The 15,395-nt window shown below is 42.7% G+C and carries 17 protein-coding genes, 1 tRNA gene, 1 other RNA gene and 1 pseudogene; 9 read left to right on the forward strand and 11 right to left on the reverse strand.

All coding sequences use genetic code 11. The features are described from left to right. Positions 1 to 86: 86 nt before the first annotated feature. Positions 87 to 737, reverse strand: a complete 651-nt coding sequence (gene rlmE / locus HGD77_RS11110; RefSeq protein WP_004645756.1) for a 23S rRNA (uridine(2552)-2'-O)-methyltransferase RlmE — start codon at positions 735 to 737, stop codon at positions 87 to 89. Positions 738 to 932: 195 nt separating this feature from the next. Here rlmE and yhbY point away from each other — a divergent pair, with 195 nt between their 5' ends. Further along, positions 933 to 1,256 (forward strand): ribosome assembly RNA-binding protein YhbY, encoded by a 324-nt coding sequence (yhbY, locus tag HGD77_RS11115; protein ID WP_004280569.1) that lies wholly within the window; start codon positions 933 to 935, stop codon positions 1,254 to 1,256. 11 nt (positions 1,257 to 1,267) lie between these two features. After that, positions 1,268 to 1,806, forward strand: a pseudogene (locus tag HGD77_RS11120) (DOMON-like domain-containing protein). A gap of 148 nt (positions 1,807 to 1,954) precedes the next feature. Here the strand turns inward: HGD77_RS11120 and HGD77_RS11125 are convergent. Together HGD77_RS11125 and HGD77_RS11130 are read right to left on the reverse strand one after the other, a co-directional pair. Continuing rightward, complete coding sequence (locus HGD77_RS11125) at positions 1,955 to 2,176, reverse strand: hypothetical protein (RefSeq protein WP_004280572.1); 222 nt, start codon at positions 2,174 to 2,176, stop codon at positions 1,955 to 1,957. Between the two features lie 102 nt (positions 2,177 to 2,278). Next, a complete protein-coding gene (locus tag HGD77_RS11130) occupies positions 2,279 to 2,767 on the reverse strand; it encodes a hypothetical protein (protein ID WP_129716258.1) in 489 nt (162 codons plus the stop codon). A gap of 308 nt (positions 2,768 to 3,075) precedes the next feature. Between HGD77_RS11130 and carA the strand changes: the two genes are divergently transcribed. The 3 genes from carA (at position 3,076) to greA (ending at position 8,026) form a co-directional block, all read left to right on the forward strand. Beyond that, positions 3,076 to 4,215 (forward strand): glutamine-hydrolyzing carbamoyl-phosphate synthase small subunit, encoded by a 1,140-nt coding sequence (carA, locus tag HGD77_RS11135; RefSeq protein WP_004280574.1) that lies wholly within the window; start codon positions 3,076 to 3,078, stop codon positions 4,213 to 4,215. 13 nt (positions 4,216 to 4,228) lie between these two features. Continuing rightward, the gene (gene carB / locus HGD77_RS11140; protein ID WP_168386993.1) at positions 4,229 to 7,459 is read left to right on the forward strand and encodes a carbamoyl-phosphate synthase large subunit; all 3,231 of its coding nucleotides are present in this window, start codon (positions 4,229 to 4,231) and stop codon (positions 7,457 to 7,459) included. Positions 7,460 to 7,549: 90 nt separating this feature from the next. Next, positions 7,550 to 8,026: a transcription elongation factor GreA gene (greA, locus tag HGD77_RS11145; RefSeq protein WP_005103954.1), complete on the forward strand. Its 477-nt coding sequence runs from the start codon at positions 7,550 to 7,552 to the stop codon at positions 8,024 to 8,026. 74 nt (positions 8,027 to 8,100) lie between these two features. On the opposite strand, the gene HGD77_RS11150 is transcribed toward greA, so the two are convergent. After that, positions 8,101 to 8,694, reverse strand: coding sequence for a TetR/AcrR family transcriptional regulator (locus HGD77_RS11150; RefSeq protein ID WP_086044574.1), 594 nt, complete (start codon positions 8,692 to 8,694; stop codon positions 8,101 to 8,103). Between the two features lie 136 nt (positions 8,695 to 8,830). On the opposite strand from HGD77_RS11150, the gene HGD77_RS11155 reads away from it, so the two are divergent. The 3 genes from HGD77_RS11155 (at position 8,831) to HGD77_RS11165 (ending at position 10,874) form a co-directional block, all read left to right on the forward strand. Continuing rightward, positions 8,831 to 9,235, forward strand: a complete 405-nt coding sequence (locus HGD77_RS11155) for a RidA family protein (RefSeq protein ID WP_005106330.1) — start codon at positions 8,831 to 8,833, stop codon at positions 9,233 to 9,235. Between the two features lie 102 nt (positions 9,236 to 9,337). Beyond that, positions 9,338 to 9,964 (forward strand): CatB-related O-acetyltransferase, encoded by a 627-nt coding sequence (locus HGD77_RS11160; protein ID WP_129716262.1) that lies wholly within the window; start codon positions 9,338 to 9,340, stop codon positions 9,962 to 9,964. A 37-nt stretch (positions 9,965 to 10,001) separates the two neighbouring features. Continuing rightward, positions 10,002 to 10,874 (forward strand): hypothetical protein, encoded by an 873-nt coding sequence (locus HGD77_RS11165; RefSeq protein ID WP_129716264.1) that lies wholly within the window; start codon positions 10,002 to 10,004, stop codon positions 10,872 to 10,874. Between the two features lie 37 nt (positions 10,875 to 10,911). On the opposite strand, the gene HGD77_RS11170 is transcribed toward HGD77_RS11165, so the two are convergent. From HGD77_RS11170 to coaD, 4 genes are all read right to left on the reverse strand, one after another. Then, positions 10,912 to 10,988: transfer RNA gene (locus HGD77_RS11170), tRNA-Met, on the reverse strand. A 72-nt stretch (positions 10,989 to 11,060) separates the two neighbouring features. Beyond that, positions 11,061 to 11,438, reverse strand: an RNA gene (rnpB, locus tag HGD77_RS11175) — RNase P RNA component class A. A 26-nt stretch (positions 11,439 to 11,464) separates the two neighbouring features. After that, positions 11,465 to 11,728: a YfhL family 4Fe-4S dicluster ferredoxin gene (locus HGD77_RS11180; protein WP_004280584.1), complete on the reverse strand. Its 264-nt coding sequence runs from the start codon at positions 11,726 to 11,728 to the stop codon at positions 11,465 to 11,467. Position 11,729: 1 nt separating this feature from the next. Next, positions 11,730 to 12,221, reverse strand: coding sequence for a pantetheine-phosphate adenylyltransferase (coaD, locus tag HGD77_RS11185; protein WP_004280585.1), 492 nt, complete (start codon positions 12,219 to 12,221; stop codon positions 11,730 to 11,732). Positions 12,222 to 12,360: 139 nt separating this feature from the next. Between coaD and smpB the strand changes: the two genes are divergently transcribed. After that, the gene (smpB, locus tag HGD77_RS11190; protein WP_004280586.1) at positions 12,361 to 12,840 is read left to right on the forward strand and encodes an SsrA-binding protein SmpB; all 480 of its coding nucleotides are present in this window, start codon (positions 12,361 to 12,363) and stop codon (positions 12,838 to 12,840) included. Between the two features lie 54 nt (positions 12,841 to 12,894). Here smpB and HGD77_RS11195 read toward each other — a convergent pair whose 3' ends face one another. The 3 genes from HGD77_RS11195 to rluD are packed head-to-tail and all read right to left on the reverse strand — an operon-like array spanning position 12,895 to position 15,326. Continuing rightward, complete coding sequence (locus tag HGD77_RS11195; RefSeq protein WP_004280587.1) at positions 12,895 to 13,455, reverse strand: flavodoxin family protein; 561 nt, start codon at positions 13,453 to 13,455, stop codon at positions 12,895 to 12,897. A gap of 40 nt (positions 13,456 to 13,495) precedes the next feature. After that, positions 13,496 to 14,236 carry a peptidoglycan editing factor PgeF gene (pgeF, locus tag HGD77_RS11200; RefSeq protein WP_129716266.1) on the reverse strand — a complete coding sequence of 247 codons (741 nt, stop codon included), beginning with the start codon at positions 14,234 to 14,236 and terminating at the stop codon, positions 13,496 to 13,498. A gap of 37 nt (positions 14,237 to 14,273) precedes the next feature. Next, positions 14,274 to 15,326 carry a 23S rRNA pseudouridine(1911/1915/1917) synthase RluD gene (gene rluD, locus HGD77_RS11205; RefSeq protein WP_129716268.1) on the reverse strand — a complete coding sequence of 351 codons (1,053 nt, stop codon included), beginning with the start codon at positions 15,324 to 15,326 and terminating at the stop codon, positions 14,274 to 14,276. Positions 15,327 to 15,395: the final 69 nt, after the last annotated feature.

Below are 15,395 nucleotides of genomic sequence, written 5' to 3' on the forward strand. Positions count from 1 at the left end.
TGACCTTAATACTTAAGCTGTAAATCAACTTACAATTATCTGAAAACGTACAAAATGCACAATTTTTAACGACTTGGCAAGTAGACTTATTTTAAAGCCTTCTTACGTCCCTGCCCGATCAGGAAAACTTCCTTGGAACGAGCACGTGATGCCAAAGGTTTAGATGTTTTCAGAACATCAAAACTATCAACCACTTGCTTACGGAATTCGTCAAAACCTGAGCCTTGGAAAACTTTTACCACAAATTGACCTTTGGGGCCTAGCACCTTATTGGCAAAATCCAGTGCAAGTTCACACAAGTAAATCTGACGCGGTTGATCTACAGCCTTATTACCTGATGTATTGGGGGCCATATCTGAAATTACAACGTCTACAGTACGACCATCTAAAATTTCTAACAATTGCTGGAAGACTTCTTCTTCACGAAAGTCGCCTTGCAAGAAAGTCACATCAGGTAATGCATCCATTGGTAAAATGTCAGATGCAATCAATAAACCCTTGTCACCGACTAGCTTACCTGCGATTTGTGACCAACTCCCGGGAGCTGCACCCAAGTCGACTACAGTCATGCCGGGTTTGATGATCTTGTACTTTTCTTGCATCTCTAAGAGCTTATATGCTGCACGCGCACGATAGCCGTCCTTTTGCGCCTTTTTCACATAAGGATCGTCTAAATGCTCTCTCATCCAATCACGACTACTTTTAGATAACTTTTGGTTGGTAATGCGTGTAGCCATAACTCTCTAAATAAAAAAACGTCTAATTATTAATTGTACGTGAAAAAGACATATTTTGCAGTATACATGTGTATCTAAATCTAGGAGTTTTGCTCGTTATGAAGAGATATTGGAAATGATTATTTCCTGATAATTTAAAGCGTTTGTTTTTTGCTTTTGCTATACTAAGCCGTTTTAAAATTCAGGTTATCTCTCATGGCGTCTTTATCTATTCAGGAACGTAAGCGTTTACGTCAAATCGGACATGCTTTAAACCCGGTCGTTATGCTGGGTGACAAAGGCCTGACTGAAAATGTCATCGAAGAATTGGCGCGTGCTTTAAACGATCACGAACTGATTAAAGTAAAAATCGTAGCTGAGGATCGTGAAGCGCGTGCAGCATTGATTGCTGAAATTTCAGAAGCGACTGGTGCCGAAGTAGTTCAAACTATTGGTAAAATTGCGCTGCTTTACAAGAAAGCTGCGAAACAAAACCAAAAATTGTCCAACCTTGTCCGTTTCGCTCATCTGTCTAACTAAGTACAGGACTTATGGCAAGTTACGAACTTAGCGCATTTGATCGCCGTTTTCAGGCCATCTCTCTGGTTGCCGCCATTGAACAGCAAGGCCCATACAATTTAAATGTGGGCTTCTGGATCCGTGATCCCAATCAGTACATCTTGTGGCCCGATATGGTGACGGCACATCCCCGTCAGGATTTCCTGTGGGAACAGACCTGCTTTGAAATTTTTATTGGGGTTCAGGGCGAAGATTTTTATCGTGAGATTAATCTTTCCCCTTCTCAGGCCTGGCAGGCTTATCAATTCGAAGAATACCGTTATCCTGAAGATATGCCCCCCAAGCTGCGGATGATATTGAGCTGAACCAGCTCAAACGTACGCATTATGGTCTCAATGTCAGTGTGGATCTGACTGATTTTATGGCAACACATAAACTGAAATGGGAAAACTTGTTCCTGGGTTTATCTGCTGTTTTAAAAACCTCACAAGGTGATCAATACTATGCCATGCAGCATAGTAGTCCTCAGGCAGATTTTCATAATAAACGTGACTGGTTGCATGTATTTTAAATAGATTGACGCTGTGCATCAGCTATTTAAAGTGTAACAGGCGAATAAAACGTGAGACTTAAAGTCTCACGTTTTTGTTTATTGCTCAAAAATGATTGATCCTCTGTATAATTATTTTAGATTTTTTATTGTTTTCAACGTTCATATTTTAATGATGTAGATGATGCTGCTCCTGAATAGATTTCACAGCAGCATAAAGAATAAAAGCAAAAGTAATGATCATCAGAAGAATGGTCCCAAACACCAGTCCCAGCACTCCCAAACATAATACGATTACACCTAGATAAAGTATGCGCCCCAATCCGCTTTCCAGATTCAGTAGCATGATCAATATCAGTAAAATAAGTACACCTACAAAATGCTGTTGCATCGTGACCCCCTTTAATTGTTATTGTGAGTCCGTTTTGCTGCATAAAGACAAAGGAGAACATTTGATTGTTCTCCTTTTTAAATAGCGGCCTTTCAGCGCAGCCTAACTTTTCAGCTCAGGACTTTTGTCCGAGCTCTCTGTTTTCACCACGGGTTTGACTTTTTTCAGTACTTCAATGGTACTGTCCTTAGAACGTTTAAAAGTATCGGTCAGATGTTCCTTATGCTTGGTCGAAATCTGACTGACATCCTCTTTCAACTCTTTACCCAGATTAGATAAGTCTTCGACGACAGCGTTGAATTCTGTCTTGATAAAGCTTTTCAGTTCAGTTAATTCTTTCTGCGAACCGAAAATCTGCTCCTTCAAAGTATCAATACGCTGTAACACCTCCTGCTTAAATTGACGCAATTGTTCCTGCACAGTGTCGCTTAACTGCTTGGCTTCAACTTCAAGCTTTTCCTTACTTTCCTCGATGGTTCCAATTGCCTGATCTTTAGCCTCGACTGCTACTTTTTCAAGCTTCTCGGCAGTTTCAGTGACCACGCTCGGAGTGATTTTTTTAGATGTAGTAGATTTAGGTGCTGTAGCCATTTGTCTTGTTCCTATTGTTATATCGACTAAGCTATATTAGTAGATTTGATAAAAATTAAGATTTGATTTGTCTGACAATTATTAATTGCTTACATTTTTTCACCTTGCTTACAAAACAGACTTCCATGCAAAAAGCAAGCCATTTATCTCATACTTTCGCTGCAAAGCCGTTGGACTTTAGGGGTCATTCTGCGTATAATGCCGTGTTAAGTTCAAGCGAGCAGACATAGGAGGGTAGGTTTAAAAAATAGCCTTCCTTTTTTTTCGTCTTCTCGCTTTTTTACAGCCTAAATTTCAGGAGCTTTGGTTTGAGCACCCCAGCAATTTTAGCCCTTGCCGACGGAACTATCTTTAAAGGTACTTCGATTGGCGCATCGGGTAGTACGACTGGTGAAGTCGTTTTCAACACTGCCATGACTGGCTATCAAGAAATTTTGACTGACCCGAGTTATGCACAGCAACTTGTGACACTGACTTACCCACATATCGGTAACACAGGCTGTAATGAAGAAGACGCTGAATCAGGTCGTATTCATAAGGTTTGGGCGAACGGATTGATCATTCGTGACCTGCCTTTACTGCACAGTAACTTCCGTTCAACCCAATCATTAGCTGAATATTTGGTACAACACAATGTTGTGGCAATTGCGGATATCGACACGCGTAAATTGACACGTATCTTACGTGACAAAGGTGCGCAAAATGGCTGTATCCTTGCTGGCGAAAATATCACTGAAGCTGAAGCGCTTGAAAAAGCACGTGCATTTGGTGGTTTAAACGGTTTAGACCTGGCAAAAGAATGTTGCGACCCTGAAGGTTTTGAATGGACTGAAGGCTCTTGGACATTAGGCAAAGGTTTCTCTCAACCAGAAGCTAAATTCCATGTTGTTGCATACGATTACGGTGTCAAAACCAACATCTTACGTATGCTCGCAGACCGCGGTTGTAAACTGACTGTTGTGCCGGCGCAAACTCCTGCTGCTGATGTACTTGCACTGAATCCAGATGGCGTGTTCCTGTCGAACGGTCCTGGTGATCCGGCTGCATGTGACTACGCAATTGAAGCTGTAAAAACAATTGTAGAAACCACTGAAATTCCAGTATTTGGTATCTGCCTGGGTCACCAGATCCTTGCGCTTGCAAGTGGTGCTAAAACCTTAAAAATGCCTCACGGCCACCACGGTGCGAACCATCCTGTACAAAATCTTGATAACGGTACAGTGATGATTACTTCTCAAAACCATGGCTTCGCAGTCGATGAAAGCAATCTGCCTGATGTGTTGCGTGTAACGCATCGCTCACTGTTTGATGGCACCAACCAAGGTATCCATCGTACAGACAAACCTGCGTTCAGCTTCCAGGGTCACCCTGAAGCAAGCCCGGGTCCACATGACTGCGCACCATTGTTCGATCATTTCATCGAACTTATCGAAGCATCTAAGAAGTAATTAAGGAAGCATCATGGCTAAACGTACTGACATTAAAAGCATCTTGATTATTGGTGCTGGTCCGATTGTCATCGGTCAAGCATGTGAGTTTGACTACTCAGGTGCTCAAGCATGTAAAGCCCTTCGTGAAGAAGGCTACCGCGTTATTTTGGTCAACTCGAACCCAGCGACCATCATGACCGACCCAACCATGGCAGATGCAACTTATATTGAGCCAATTACTTGGCAAACTGTTGCAGCAATTATTGAGAAAGAACGCCCAGACGCTGTTCTTCCGACCATGGGTGGTCAAACTGCATTGAACTGTGCCCTTGCCCTCGATGAGCACGGCATTTTAGAAAAATTCAATGTTGAATTAATCGGTGCAACCAAAGAAGCGATTGAAAAAGCTGAAGACCGCAAACTGTTTGACCAGGCAATGCGTAAAATTGGTCTTGAATGTCCAAAAGCTGACGTTGCTGAGTCAATGGAACATGCTTTAGAAATTCAAGCACGTTTCGGCTTCCCAGTGATTATCCGTCCATCATTCACCATGGGTGGTTCTGGTGGCGGTATCGCTTACAACAAAGAAGAATTCATCGAAATTTGTGAACGCGGTTTCGATCTTTCTCCGACTAAACAATTATTGATCGATGAATCTTTAATTGGTTGGAAAGAGTACGAGATGGAAGTTGTTCGTGACAAAAACGACAACTGTATCATCGTATGTACGATTGAAAACTTTGACCCAATGGGCGTACACACTGGTGACTCAATCACTGTTGCTCCTGCGCAAACATTGACAGACAAAGAATTCCAACTTCTACGTAACGCATCTTTAGCTGTACTACGTGAAATTGGCGTAGAAACAGGTGGTTCTAACGTACAGTTCGGTATTTGTCCAAATACTGGTCGTATGGTTGTGATCGAGATGAACCCACGTGTATCACGTTCATCTGCCCTTGCCTCTAAAGCAACTGGTTTCCCAATTGCAAAAATCGCTGCGAAATTAGCGGTTGGTTACACGCTTGATGAGTTGAAAAACGACATCACTGGCGGTACAACACCTGCATCGTTTGAACCTGCAATTGACTACGTAGTTACTAAGATTCCTCGTTTCAACTTCGAGAAATTCCCACAAGCTGACGCAACGCTTACAACTCAGATGAAATCTGTCGGTGAAGTAATGGCGATTGGTCGTAACTTCCAGGAATCTGTACAAAAAGCCCTTCGTGGTCTTGAAGTGGGTGCTTCTGGTTTTGACGAAAAAATTGAAGTGGGTGCTGAAGGCGCGCGCGACAAAATCTTGCAAGAACTTAAAGTGCCAGGTCCAGAGCGTATCTGGTACGTGGGCGATGCATTCCGTCACGGCTTTACTTTAGACGAAGTATTCGCTGCAACGAACATTGACCGCTGGTTCTTGATTCAAATCGAAGACATCATCAAAACTGAAAACCAAATCAAAACTTTAGGTTTTGGCGACTTGAATGCGGACAACATCCGTGGATTCAAACGTAAAGGTTTATCAGATCTTCGCATTGCAGACTTGATGGGTATTTCACAAAAGCAATTCCGTAAACATCGTTGGAGCCTGGGCGTAACTCCGGTTTACAAACGTGTCGATACATGTGCTGCAGAATTCGAATCTGATACAGCTTACATGTACTCAACTTACGATGAAGAATGTGAAGCAAATCCATCGAACAAAGACAAGATCATGGTGATCGGCGGTGGCCCTAACCGTATCGGTCAAGGTATCGAGTTCGATTACTGCTGTGTACACGCTGCCCTGGCTATGCGTGAAGACGGCTATGAAACGATCATGGTAAACTGTAACCCTGAAACTGTTTCTACGGATTACGACACTTCAGATCGTTTGTACTTCGAACCGATCACTTTAGAAGACGTTTTAGAAATCGTGCGTATCGAGAAGCCTAAAGGCATTATCGTTCAGTACGGTGGTCAAACACCTTTGAAATTGGCTCGTGCTTTAGAAGAAGCTGGTGCTCCAATCATTGGTACATCGCCTGACGCAATTGACCGTGCAGAAGACCGTGAACGTTTCCAGCAAATGATTCAACGTCTACAACTTCGCCAACCAAACAACAGCATCGTAAAATCTGCTGAAGAAGGTATGGCTGAAGCGTCTAAAGTAGGCTACCCACTTGTCGTACGTCCTTCTTACGTCCTTGGTGGTCGTGCGATGGAAATCGTGTACAACGATGAAGAACTTAAACGCTACTTACGTGATGCAGTTCAAGCATCAAACGAAGCGCCTGTTCTTCTTGACCGTTTCTTAGATGATGCGATCGAAGTTGACGTAGACTGCGTATCTGACGGTAAAGACGTGGTGATCGGCGGTATCATGCAGCACATCGAACAAGCGGGTATTCACTCAGGTGACTCGGCATGTTCGATTCCTCCTTACTCTCTATCTAAAGAGATTCAGGACGAAATGCGTCGTCAAACCGTGGCTATGGCAAAAGAGCTTGGCGTAATCGGTTTGATGAACGTTCAGTTTGCTGTAAAAGGTGAAGACGTTTACATCCTGGAAGTGAACCCACGTGCGTCTCGTACTGTGCCATTCGTTTCTAAGTGTATCGGTGAGTCGCTTGCGAAAGTTGCTGCACGTTGTATGGCGGGTCAATCTCTTGAGTCGCAAGGCTTTACATCAGAGATTATTCCTGAGCACTTCTCTGTAAAAGAAGCCGTGTTCCCATTCAACAAATTCCCTGGTGTTGACCCGATCCTTGGCCCTGAGATGAAATCGACTGGCGAAGTGATGGGCGTTGGTAAAACATTTGGTGAAGCGTTCTATAAAGCTGTTTTAGGTGCAAACGAGCGTTTACCAGGTCTTCCAACTGAAGGCGAAGTGAAACACGCATTTATCTCTGTACGTGACTCAGACAAACCACGTGCGGCGGGTATCGCAAAACAATTGATTGACCTAGGCTTCAAGATTCTTGCAACTGATGGTACATTTAAAGTGATTAGCGATGCTGGTCTTGAATGTGAACGTGTCAATAAAGTAACTGAAGGTCGTCCTAACATTGTGGACCGTATTAAAAACGGCGAAATCCACCTTGTGATTAACACGACTGAAGGCAAAAAGGCACAAGAAGACTCATTCTCGATCCGTCGTTCAGCACTTCAAGGTAAAGTGTATAACACAACTACATTGAATGGTGCGGATGCAGTATGCCAAGCTTTAGCAATTAAATTGCCGATGGATGTATATCGTTTGCAAGACCTAACTAAAGGTTAATTCACTTCCAAGAAGTCCGCCACCTTCTTGGTGGCGGGCTTTTTTTTATTTATAGATTTTATATCTTTCAACTGACTTTTGAGGGACAACATGCAACGTTATCCTATGACACCTGAAGGCAAAATTGCCTTAGAGAAAGAATTACACCAACTGAAAACAGTGGATCGTCCACGTATTACAGCTTCAATTGCAGAAGCTCGTGAACACGGTGACTTAAAAGAAAATGCAGAATACCATGCAGCACGTGAACAGCAAGGCTTCTGTGAAGGCCGTATTCAGGACATCGAAGGCAAACTGGGTGCAGCTCAGGTGATCGATGTCAAAGAACTTGAACAGAATGGTCGTGTAGTTTTTGGTGTAACGGTCACGATTGAAAATCTGGATACTGAAGAGCAGAAAACCTATAAAATTGTAGGCGATGACGAAGCAGACTTTAAGATTAACAAGATCTCTGTAAACTCGCCGATCGCACGTGGTCTTTTAGGTAAAAACGAAGGCGACGATGTGAAAATCAATACACCAAACGGTGAAGTTGAATACGAAATTGTGAAAGTTGAATATATCTAAATTTTAGATATTTAAGCTTGCATGAACCCCTCGATTGAGGGGTTTTTTACCTTTATTCGCCTCTTACAAATGGATTAGCTCTGTGCTTCTTTTAAAAACCCCGATGCAAATAAATTAAATGCATGTAAGGCCTCAGGGAGTACTTGCTCAGGATGTTCGCTAGAAGCCACCCAGAGTGCTGCATTCATTGCTGCACCATTTAAAAATATCGCAGCAGCTTCTGGATCAACTGTTTTAATTCGGTCTACTGCCAATAATTGTTCAACACATTCACGCGTGGACTGCAAACATCTGTTTTGACTTGGCCAATGTGCAGGATCGCCCAGCACAGCCGGCCCGTCACGCAGCACAATGCGCTGGAATTCCGGATTTAAGGCATTTTGAATATAGGTCCGCCCTTCTAGCATCAATCCTTCCCACAGATCAGCAGGCTGCTCCAGATGCTGCTGGGCAGATGAAGCCATTTCCGAATCGATCTGGTCGACCACTGCAGCAAACAAGCCTTTTTTATCACCAAAATGGTGATACAACGCTCCACGAGTCAGCCCCGCTTCTGCCGTGAGTTTATCCATTGAAGTGTCTGCATAGCCATATTCAGCAAATGTACGGCGCGCTACTTTTATCAGTTTCTTACGGGTTTCCGCCATTTTTTGTTCACGAACAGACATGAATTACTTTACCTCATCATCATAAAAATTTTAATTGACATACGCTCCGTATGTCAATTATGTTTACATACGATGCGTATGTGAAAGTTAAGTTGCTTTCACTCACTTATAAATTAGATATTGAATGAGAATAGACATGACTAGAACTGCGATATTTCCCCAAGACCGCCATGCCCTCTATGAACAGCATGGTTATTCTGCTGCAATTAAATCGCAAGATTTACTCTTCGTTTCTGGTCAGGTCGGTAGCCGTGAGGATGGTTCACCTGAACCAGATTTCGAGAAACAGGTAGAACGGGCTTTTGAAAATCTAGCTGCGACATTGGCAGCAGCTGGTTGTAGCTTCGATGATATTGTTGATGTCACCACCTTTCACACTGATCCAGAACAGCAGTTCGAAAGCATCATGAAAGTTAAAAATCAGGTGTTTACGCAAAAGCCTTATCCTAATTGGACAGCTGTAGGTGTCACGTGGTTAGCAGGTTTTGATTTTGAAATTAAGGTGATTGCTCGTATTCCTCCAGCATCGACCACAGCTTAATCATTGTTTTATGCGTGCGCGAATGTCTTTTAGATATTATTCAGCAAGTTTAAACCCCGATTAGGTATAATTTCTTATTCACTATTTTTTTGTATCTTCCTTATGGCTGAAAAGTTAATTAATTCTCCTGTGAATCATTGGTGTGAATTTGAGTTCATCTCAAAAACGGTGAAGAATCCCAACATTCATATCAAAGGGAATTATTCTTATTATTCAGCCTATTGGGATCAGGGCTTTGAGCGCTGTGTGGTGCGTTATTTACATGACAAGCCATCTACGCCTGAGAAGCCGATTGACCAGCTCTATATCGGCAATTTTGTCTGTTTTGGTGCTGAATGCGTAATTATGATGGGAGGTAACCAGTTACACCGTACCGATTGGATTTCAGCGTTTCCGTTCGATACACGCAGTTTTGTGCCTGCTGGTGATACAGTGATTGGTGATGGTTGCTGGATTGGTTCTCGTGCCATGATTATGCAAGGTGTAAAGCTGGGTGAAGGTGCTGTGGTGGCAACAGGTGCAGTAGTCGCTAAAGACGTACCGCCTTATGCTGTAGTTGGTGGTGTACCTGCAAAAATTATTAAATACCGTTTTCCACAAGAAGATATAGAAAAAGTACTCTCTCTAAAAATCTATGATATAGATGAAAAGCAGTTTTTAAAAATGCGTGAGCAATTGCAAACGGATGATGTGAAATCACTGCTTAATTATGTACAAAGTTTGATCTAAACATTATATTTAATTCAAACCATTATTTTGAATAAATATGCATCTATCAACTAAGACACTTGAAAAACTTCGTGACTTAATCAATGAAATCACCGAATACCGATCAGGGCCAAAAATTATCGATTTTTTTGGTATGTTCGATTATCAAGATGTATATGGGCAAGGTTTTCCATCTAGATGGATGTACACAGATCTACGACTTTCTCAAATAAATGGCACACCAAAATTAGATATATGTATTAAAAACTTATTTAATCCTATAAATTATATTGAAGACTTAAATCGACTAGATAATTTAATTAAAGAGTTCAATAAATATCTACAATTCGACAAATATCAAATTACTAGAACCAACACTGAAATTAACCTTACACCTATTACAAAAATCAATCTTGATGAACAATTCCAATCAGATAATGAAAATATTGAAAATAACTTTATAAAACATGAATTTAAGTTTGATTACTCTCAGTTAAATCTCATCCCAACCTTAATGCCTGTAATCAAAAGTAGAATAATAGAAATTGAAAAAGCTTTTAAAGCTGAAGCATACCTTTCCGTTGTGTTATTAGCTGGTAGTACATTAGAGGGAATATTCTTAAATATTGCTTCTTTAAATCCAAGAGTTTTTAATACTTCAAACTGTAGCCCTAAAAAAGATGGCAAAGTAAAAAACTTCGATCAATGGACACTTCATAATTTCATTGAAGTATCTCATTCAATTAATTTAATTGAAAAAGATACATATCGATTTAGCAAAGAATTAAGAGATTTTAGAAATTACATACATCCTTTTCAGCAAATGACTGAAAAATTCTCACCTAGAGAACAAACAGCTAAAATTTGCCTACAAGTTTTGAAATCCGCTATCTCTGATATTCAAACCAATCAAAATAAAATTGGGGCATAAAAAAACCCACTCAATCGGAGTGGGTTTTTTCAGAATATGGTGGCTATGACGAGACTTGAACTTGTGACCCCCGCATTATGAGTGCGGTGCTCTAACCAACTGAGCTACATAGCCTTAAACTGTGCGCGCATTATGGGATTTTCTGTAAATCACGTCAACCCCATATTGTGCTGTTTGATCAAAATTTGTTGAAGTGAGCTGATAAGCCGGGTTCTGTCGTGAACGATCATTCCTCTAGGCGCACAATCACTCATGCGCTCAAGCGACCTACCCGAATCCAGCATGGGCCATGCCTAATGGATTCCTATTTGGTCTTGCTTCCGGTGGGGTTTACCTCGCCATGAACTGTTACCAGCCATGCGGTGCGCTCTTACCGCACCCTTTCACCCTTACCTTCGATTCCGATTGCTCGAAAACATAATGAAGGCGGTCTTCTCTCTGCTGCACTTGCCGTCGGTTTACACCGCCCAGGCGTTACCTGGCACCTTGCCCTATGAAGCCCGGACTTTCCTCCCCTGCTTCAATCACGGAGATTTCCACAGCAGCGATCGTCTGGCTCACTTCAAGCGGCATAGTATCAAATATCGAGACTAATTGCTTGATGTTTTTTGAGCAGTCAGTTTTTCATACTTGGCTTGCAGCTGTTCCTGCGTTTCGACATGATTCGGATCCAGTGGAATACAATCCACCGGACAGAACAACTGGCACTGCGGTTGATCATGATGTCCGACGCACTCTGTACATAAATCTGGATGAATCTCATAAATGAGTTCACCCATATAGATGGCCTCATTCGGGCATACAGGTTCACAGACATCACAGTTAATGCATTCATCGGTGATATATAAAGACACGCTACCAACCTTGTTGAAGTTTACGCTCGAAGGCCGCAACCACGTTTGGTGGTACAAACTTGGTTACATCACCTCTTAATCGAGCAATTTCACGCACCAAAGTGGATGAAATAAAAGAATATTGCTCTGAAGGGGTTAAAAATACCGCTTCAAAGTGGGAGTCCAGCTGACGGTTCATATTGGCCAGCTGAAATTCGTACTCAAAATCAGACACTGCACGCAAACCACGCAATACAGCAGTCGCCTTTTGCTCACGGAAAAAATTGACCAGCAAACCGTCAAAACCTACAAATTCAACATTGTCCAAATGACTCAATGACTCTTTTGCCAATGCGACACGCTCTTCCAGACTAAATACCGGATTTTTATGATGACCGATGGCAATCGCTACCACAACTTCATCAAACATTCGCGCTGCGCGGGTTACCAAATCAATATGTCCATTGGTAATTGGATCAAAAGTCCCCGGATAAATCACACGAGTTTTAGACATCCATTTGTACTCTGTTTGTTATGTAGAATCTTATTTTAGCAAAAACTTGTTTTTTTGGTGAATAATCCTCATTAATTTAAAAAACTTCACCTTATTTCTAGTTGCGGTACAATAGCAGCACGTTTGGAAGTATCAGATTATGGCGAAAGCATCTATTGTAGTAAAAAAAAATAATGGCGGTACCATTGCACTGAATAAACGTGCCCGCCACGATTATTTTATTGAAGAGAAATTTGAAGCGGGGCTTTCATTAAAAGGCTGGGAAGTCAAATCAATGCGTGCTGGTCGTATGACCATCGTAGAAAGTTATATTACCTTTAAAAATGGTGAAGCGTTCTTGTTTGGTGCACAAGTTCAGCCCTTATTAAGCGCTTCGACCCATGTGGTGCCTGAAGCAACCCGTACCCGCAAGCTATTGCTGAATCGCCGTGAAATTGAAAAGTTGATGGGTGCAATTAACCAGAAAGGTTATTCCTGCGTACCACTGGCGTGTTACTGGAAAGGTCCACATGCCAAGCTGGAAATTGCCTTGGTGAAAGGTAAGCAGCTCCATGACAAACGTGCCACCGAAAAAGACCGTGACTGGCAACGTGATAAAGCACGAATTTTCCATAAATAATGGATTAAAAATTGAATATAAAAAACCTCCGCATTTGGAGGTTTTTTTATAACTTTAAGCTTTGCCGCCCAGTCTTGCCAGAGTCAGGGCAATATATTCCCCAAACCAGAACGCGGTTTTTAAATCGCCCTCAGGTGGAGTGACTTCAACCGGGGCATTATCCGACTGGGTCATTAAACCCAAAAAGCTCGACATCCGGTTCAGATCCGTCACTGCACGTCCTGTCGGCATCAATGGTAAACCACTCCATAGCATACCGTGCTGCATGGCAAACAGGTTGATTTGCTGCAGGACCGCCAGCTTATCACCACTAAGTCCGCCACCATTGGTAAAGGCTGCAGCCAGTTTTCCCTGCCAAGTACGTGCCAGCCAGCGCTTGGAAGACTGTTCCATAAACAGCTTCATGGCAGAGGTCAGACTGCCCATATAGGTCGGACAACCAAAGATAATTGCATCGGCGGCGTCCAGTACATCCCAGTCTATATGTTCGACATTCATCATATGCACCTGAACACCGGTTTCCCGTGCACCATCGGCAATAAAATTTGCCACTTTAGCCGTATGTCCATAAGGACTGTGATAAACAATCGCAACAGATTTGGAAGATAGGGACATAACGCTCAAAAGCCAAAAAATTCAGTTAAGTTTAACATTTTCATGCCATAAACACGAATGTCGCCATACGCCCTGTTTTTGGCTCACGGCGATAAGAAAAGTATTCCTCTGCTTGACGATAAGAACACTGATCCCCACCTAGAACAGTATTTACCCCGTGTTGCTGCAAGATATAACGCGCAATCGCATACAGGTCGGCATAATATTTACCTGCCTGTTCACCGGCCTGAAATGCACTGTCCAGTTCAGGATATTTACCGCAAAAAGCTGCTTTTACTTCAGCACCAATTTCAAAACACGGCTGGCTAATTGCTGCCCCGAGCCAGGCCCAAGTCGGCGGAGTTTGCATGGCGGCAATGGTATTTTCAACAATTCCACCCGCCAGACCACGCCAACCAGCATGCAAATTGGCAACTTCCGTACCTTTCGCATTCCCCATTACCACAGGTAAACAGTCTGCAGTCATCATCATTAAGGCATGCGCCTTACGCTGCGTCACCAGACCATCTCCGACCAATGCGGTAAATGGCATCTGCTCATTAATGGAATGGCAAATGGTGCTATGCGTCTGGGTCATCCAGGTAATTTTATCTACGCCAAACGCAGCGAAATCCTGCAATAAAGCCATACGATGCTGTTGTACCCGTTGCGCATCATCCTGCACATGCAAGGCCAGATTAAAACCTGCAAGCTCAGGCTGCGTGGACGGCTGCACTTTCATATGGTGAACGCGGGTCTGACCCACATATACACCTTGTGGAAGTCCTAGTACAAATTGCATCTCAATTCCTTGCTTTGACGCGAACTAAATAAAAAGATTAATAGGCTTTGTTTTCGGTACGCAGTACTTCAACCAGATTGGCAAAGTCTTCCGGCCACGGCGCTTCAAAGGTCATTTCTTCTTTGGTACGCGGATGTTTCAGACCCAGTTGCACGGCATGCAAGGCCTGACGTTTAAAGCCACGTAAAGTGTCATCTAATAATTGCGATGCACCTGCTGGCATACGGACACGCGGCATATACACCTGATCGCCCACCAGGCCAAAACCGATATAGCTAAAATGCACACGAATCTGATGGGTACGTCCGGTTTCCAGACGGGCTTGAACACGGGTAAAATGCTGGAAACGCTCTTTGACATTGTAATGCGTCACCGCGTCTTTACCGCCTGGAAGTACAGTCATTTTTACACGATCTACCGGATGACGTTTGATTGGTTCATCAATGGTACCGCCAGCAATAATATTGCCGTAAACCACCAGGTCATACAGGCGATATACTGATTTTTTCTCAAGCTGTTTGCTGAGAGAAAACTGTGCTTCCAGATTTTTGGCAACGACCAGCAGACCACTGGTGTCTTTGTCGATACGATGTACCAGACCTGCACGCGCCAGTTCAGCTGATTTCGGATAGTGATGCAATAAAGCATTGACCAAGGTGCCCGAACTATTGCCAGCACCTGGATGTACCACCATGCCTACAGGTTTATTGATGACAATAATGTCATCATCTTCATAGATGATATCCAGTGGAATATCTTCCGGCAGACTGCGCGTTTGCGCTTCAAGCTCAACATTTAAAGTCAGGGTTTCAAAACCATCACTTTTAAATTTCGGCTTAACCGGTTGACCATTCACCAATAAATTGCCATCTTTAATCCATTGCTTTAATTTTTCTCGAGAAAAATCGCTCCAGACCATTGCGGCAATCTGGTCGATCCGTTGCCCGATATAAGTTTCATCCAGTTGAAATTGCAACGATAAACGTGTTGCAGTTGCTTCTGAAGTATGGTTATCTGCATCCTCAGAATCTTCAAGTAAATTGAAATCAGTATCAGGGATATTAGAATTGGAAGATTGTGCTTGACTCATTTGCTCATTCAGACAAAAGTGGTTTAATAGTGCAATTGTAGCTCATTGCCCGTATTAACAGAGGAATTT

The sequence above is a fragment of the Acinetobacter sp. NEB149 genome (genome assembly GCF_012516415.1).
Lineage (GTDB): Bacteria > Pseudomonadota > Gammaproteobacteria > Pseudomonadales > Moraxellaceae > Acinetobacter > Acinetobacter lwoffii_V.

Coding starts and splice junctions, on each gene's coding strand:
- carB (WP_168386993.1), top strand. CDS start 4,229: ATGGCTAAACGTACTGACATTAAAAGCATCTTGATTATTGGTGCTGGT.
- rluD (WP_129716268.1), bottom strand. CDS start 15,326: ATGAGTCAAGCACAATCTTCCAATTCTAATATCCCTGATACTGATTTC.
- yhbY (WP_004280569.1), top strand. CDS start 933: ATGGCGTCTTTATCTATTCAGGAACGTAAGCGTTTACGTCAAATCGGA.
- HGD77_RS11155 (WP_005106330.1), top strand. CDS start 8,831: ATGACTAGAACTGCGATATTTCCCCAAGACCGCCATGCCCTCTATGAA.
- coaD (WP_004280585.1), bottom strand. CDS start 12,221: ATGTCTAAAACTCGTGTGATTTATCCGGGGACTTTTGATCCAATTACC.
- HGD77_RS11150 (WP_086044574.1), bottom strand. CDS start 8,694: ATGTCTGTTCGTGAACAAAAAATGGCGGAAACCCGTAAGAAACTGATA.
- pgeF (WP_129716266.1), bottom strand. CDS start 14,236: ATGCAATTTGTACTAGGACTTCCACAAGGTGTATATGTGGGTCAGACC.
- HGD77_RS11125 (WP_004280572.1), bottom strand. CDS start 2,176: ATGCAACAGCATTTTGTAGGTGTACTTATTTTACTGATATTGATCATG.
- HGD77_RS11195 (WP_004280587.1), bottom strand. CDS start 13,455: ATGTCCCTATCTTCCAAATCTGTTGCGATTGTTTATCACAGTCCTTAT.
- HGD77_RS11130 (WP_129716258.1), bottom strand. CDS start 2,767: ATGGCTACAGCACCTAAATCTACTACATCTAAAAAAATCACTCCGAGC.
- smpB (WP_004280586.1), top strand. CDS start 12,361: ATGGCGAAAGCATCTATTGTAGTAAAAAAAAATAATGGCGGTACCATT.
- rlmE (WP_004645756.1), bottom strand. CDS start 737: ATGGCTACACGCATTACCAACCAAAAGTTATCTAAAAGTAGTCGTGAT.
- HGD77_RS11160 (WP_129716262.1), top strand. CDS start 9,338: ATGGCTGAAAAGTTAATTAATTCTCCTGTGAATCATTGGTGTGAATTT.
- HGD77_RS11165 (WP_129716264.1), top strand. CDS start 10,002: ATGCATCTATCAACTAAGACACTTGAAAAACTTCGTGACTTAATCAAT.
- greA (WP_005103954.1), top strand. CDS start 7,550: ATGCAACGTTATCCTATGACACCTGAAGGCAAAATTGCCTTAGAGAAA.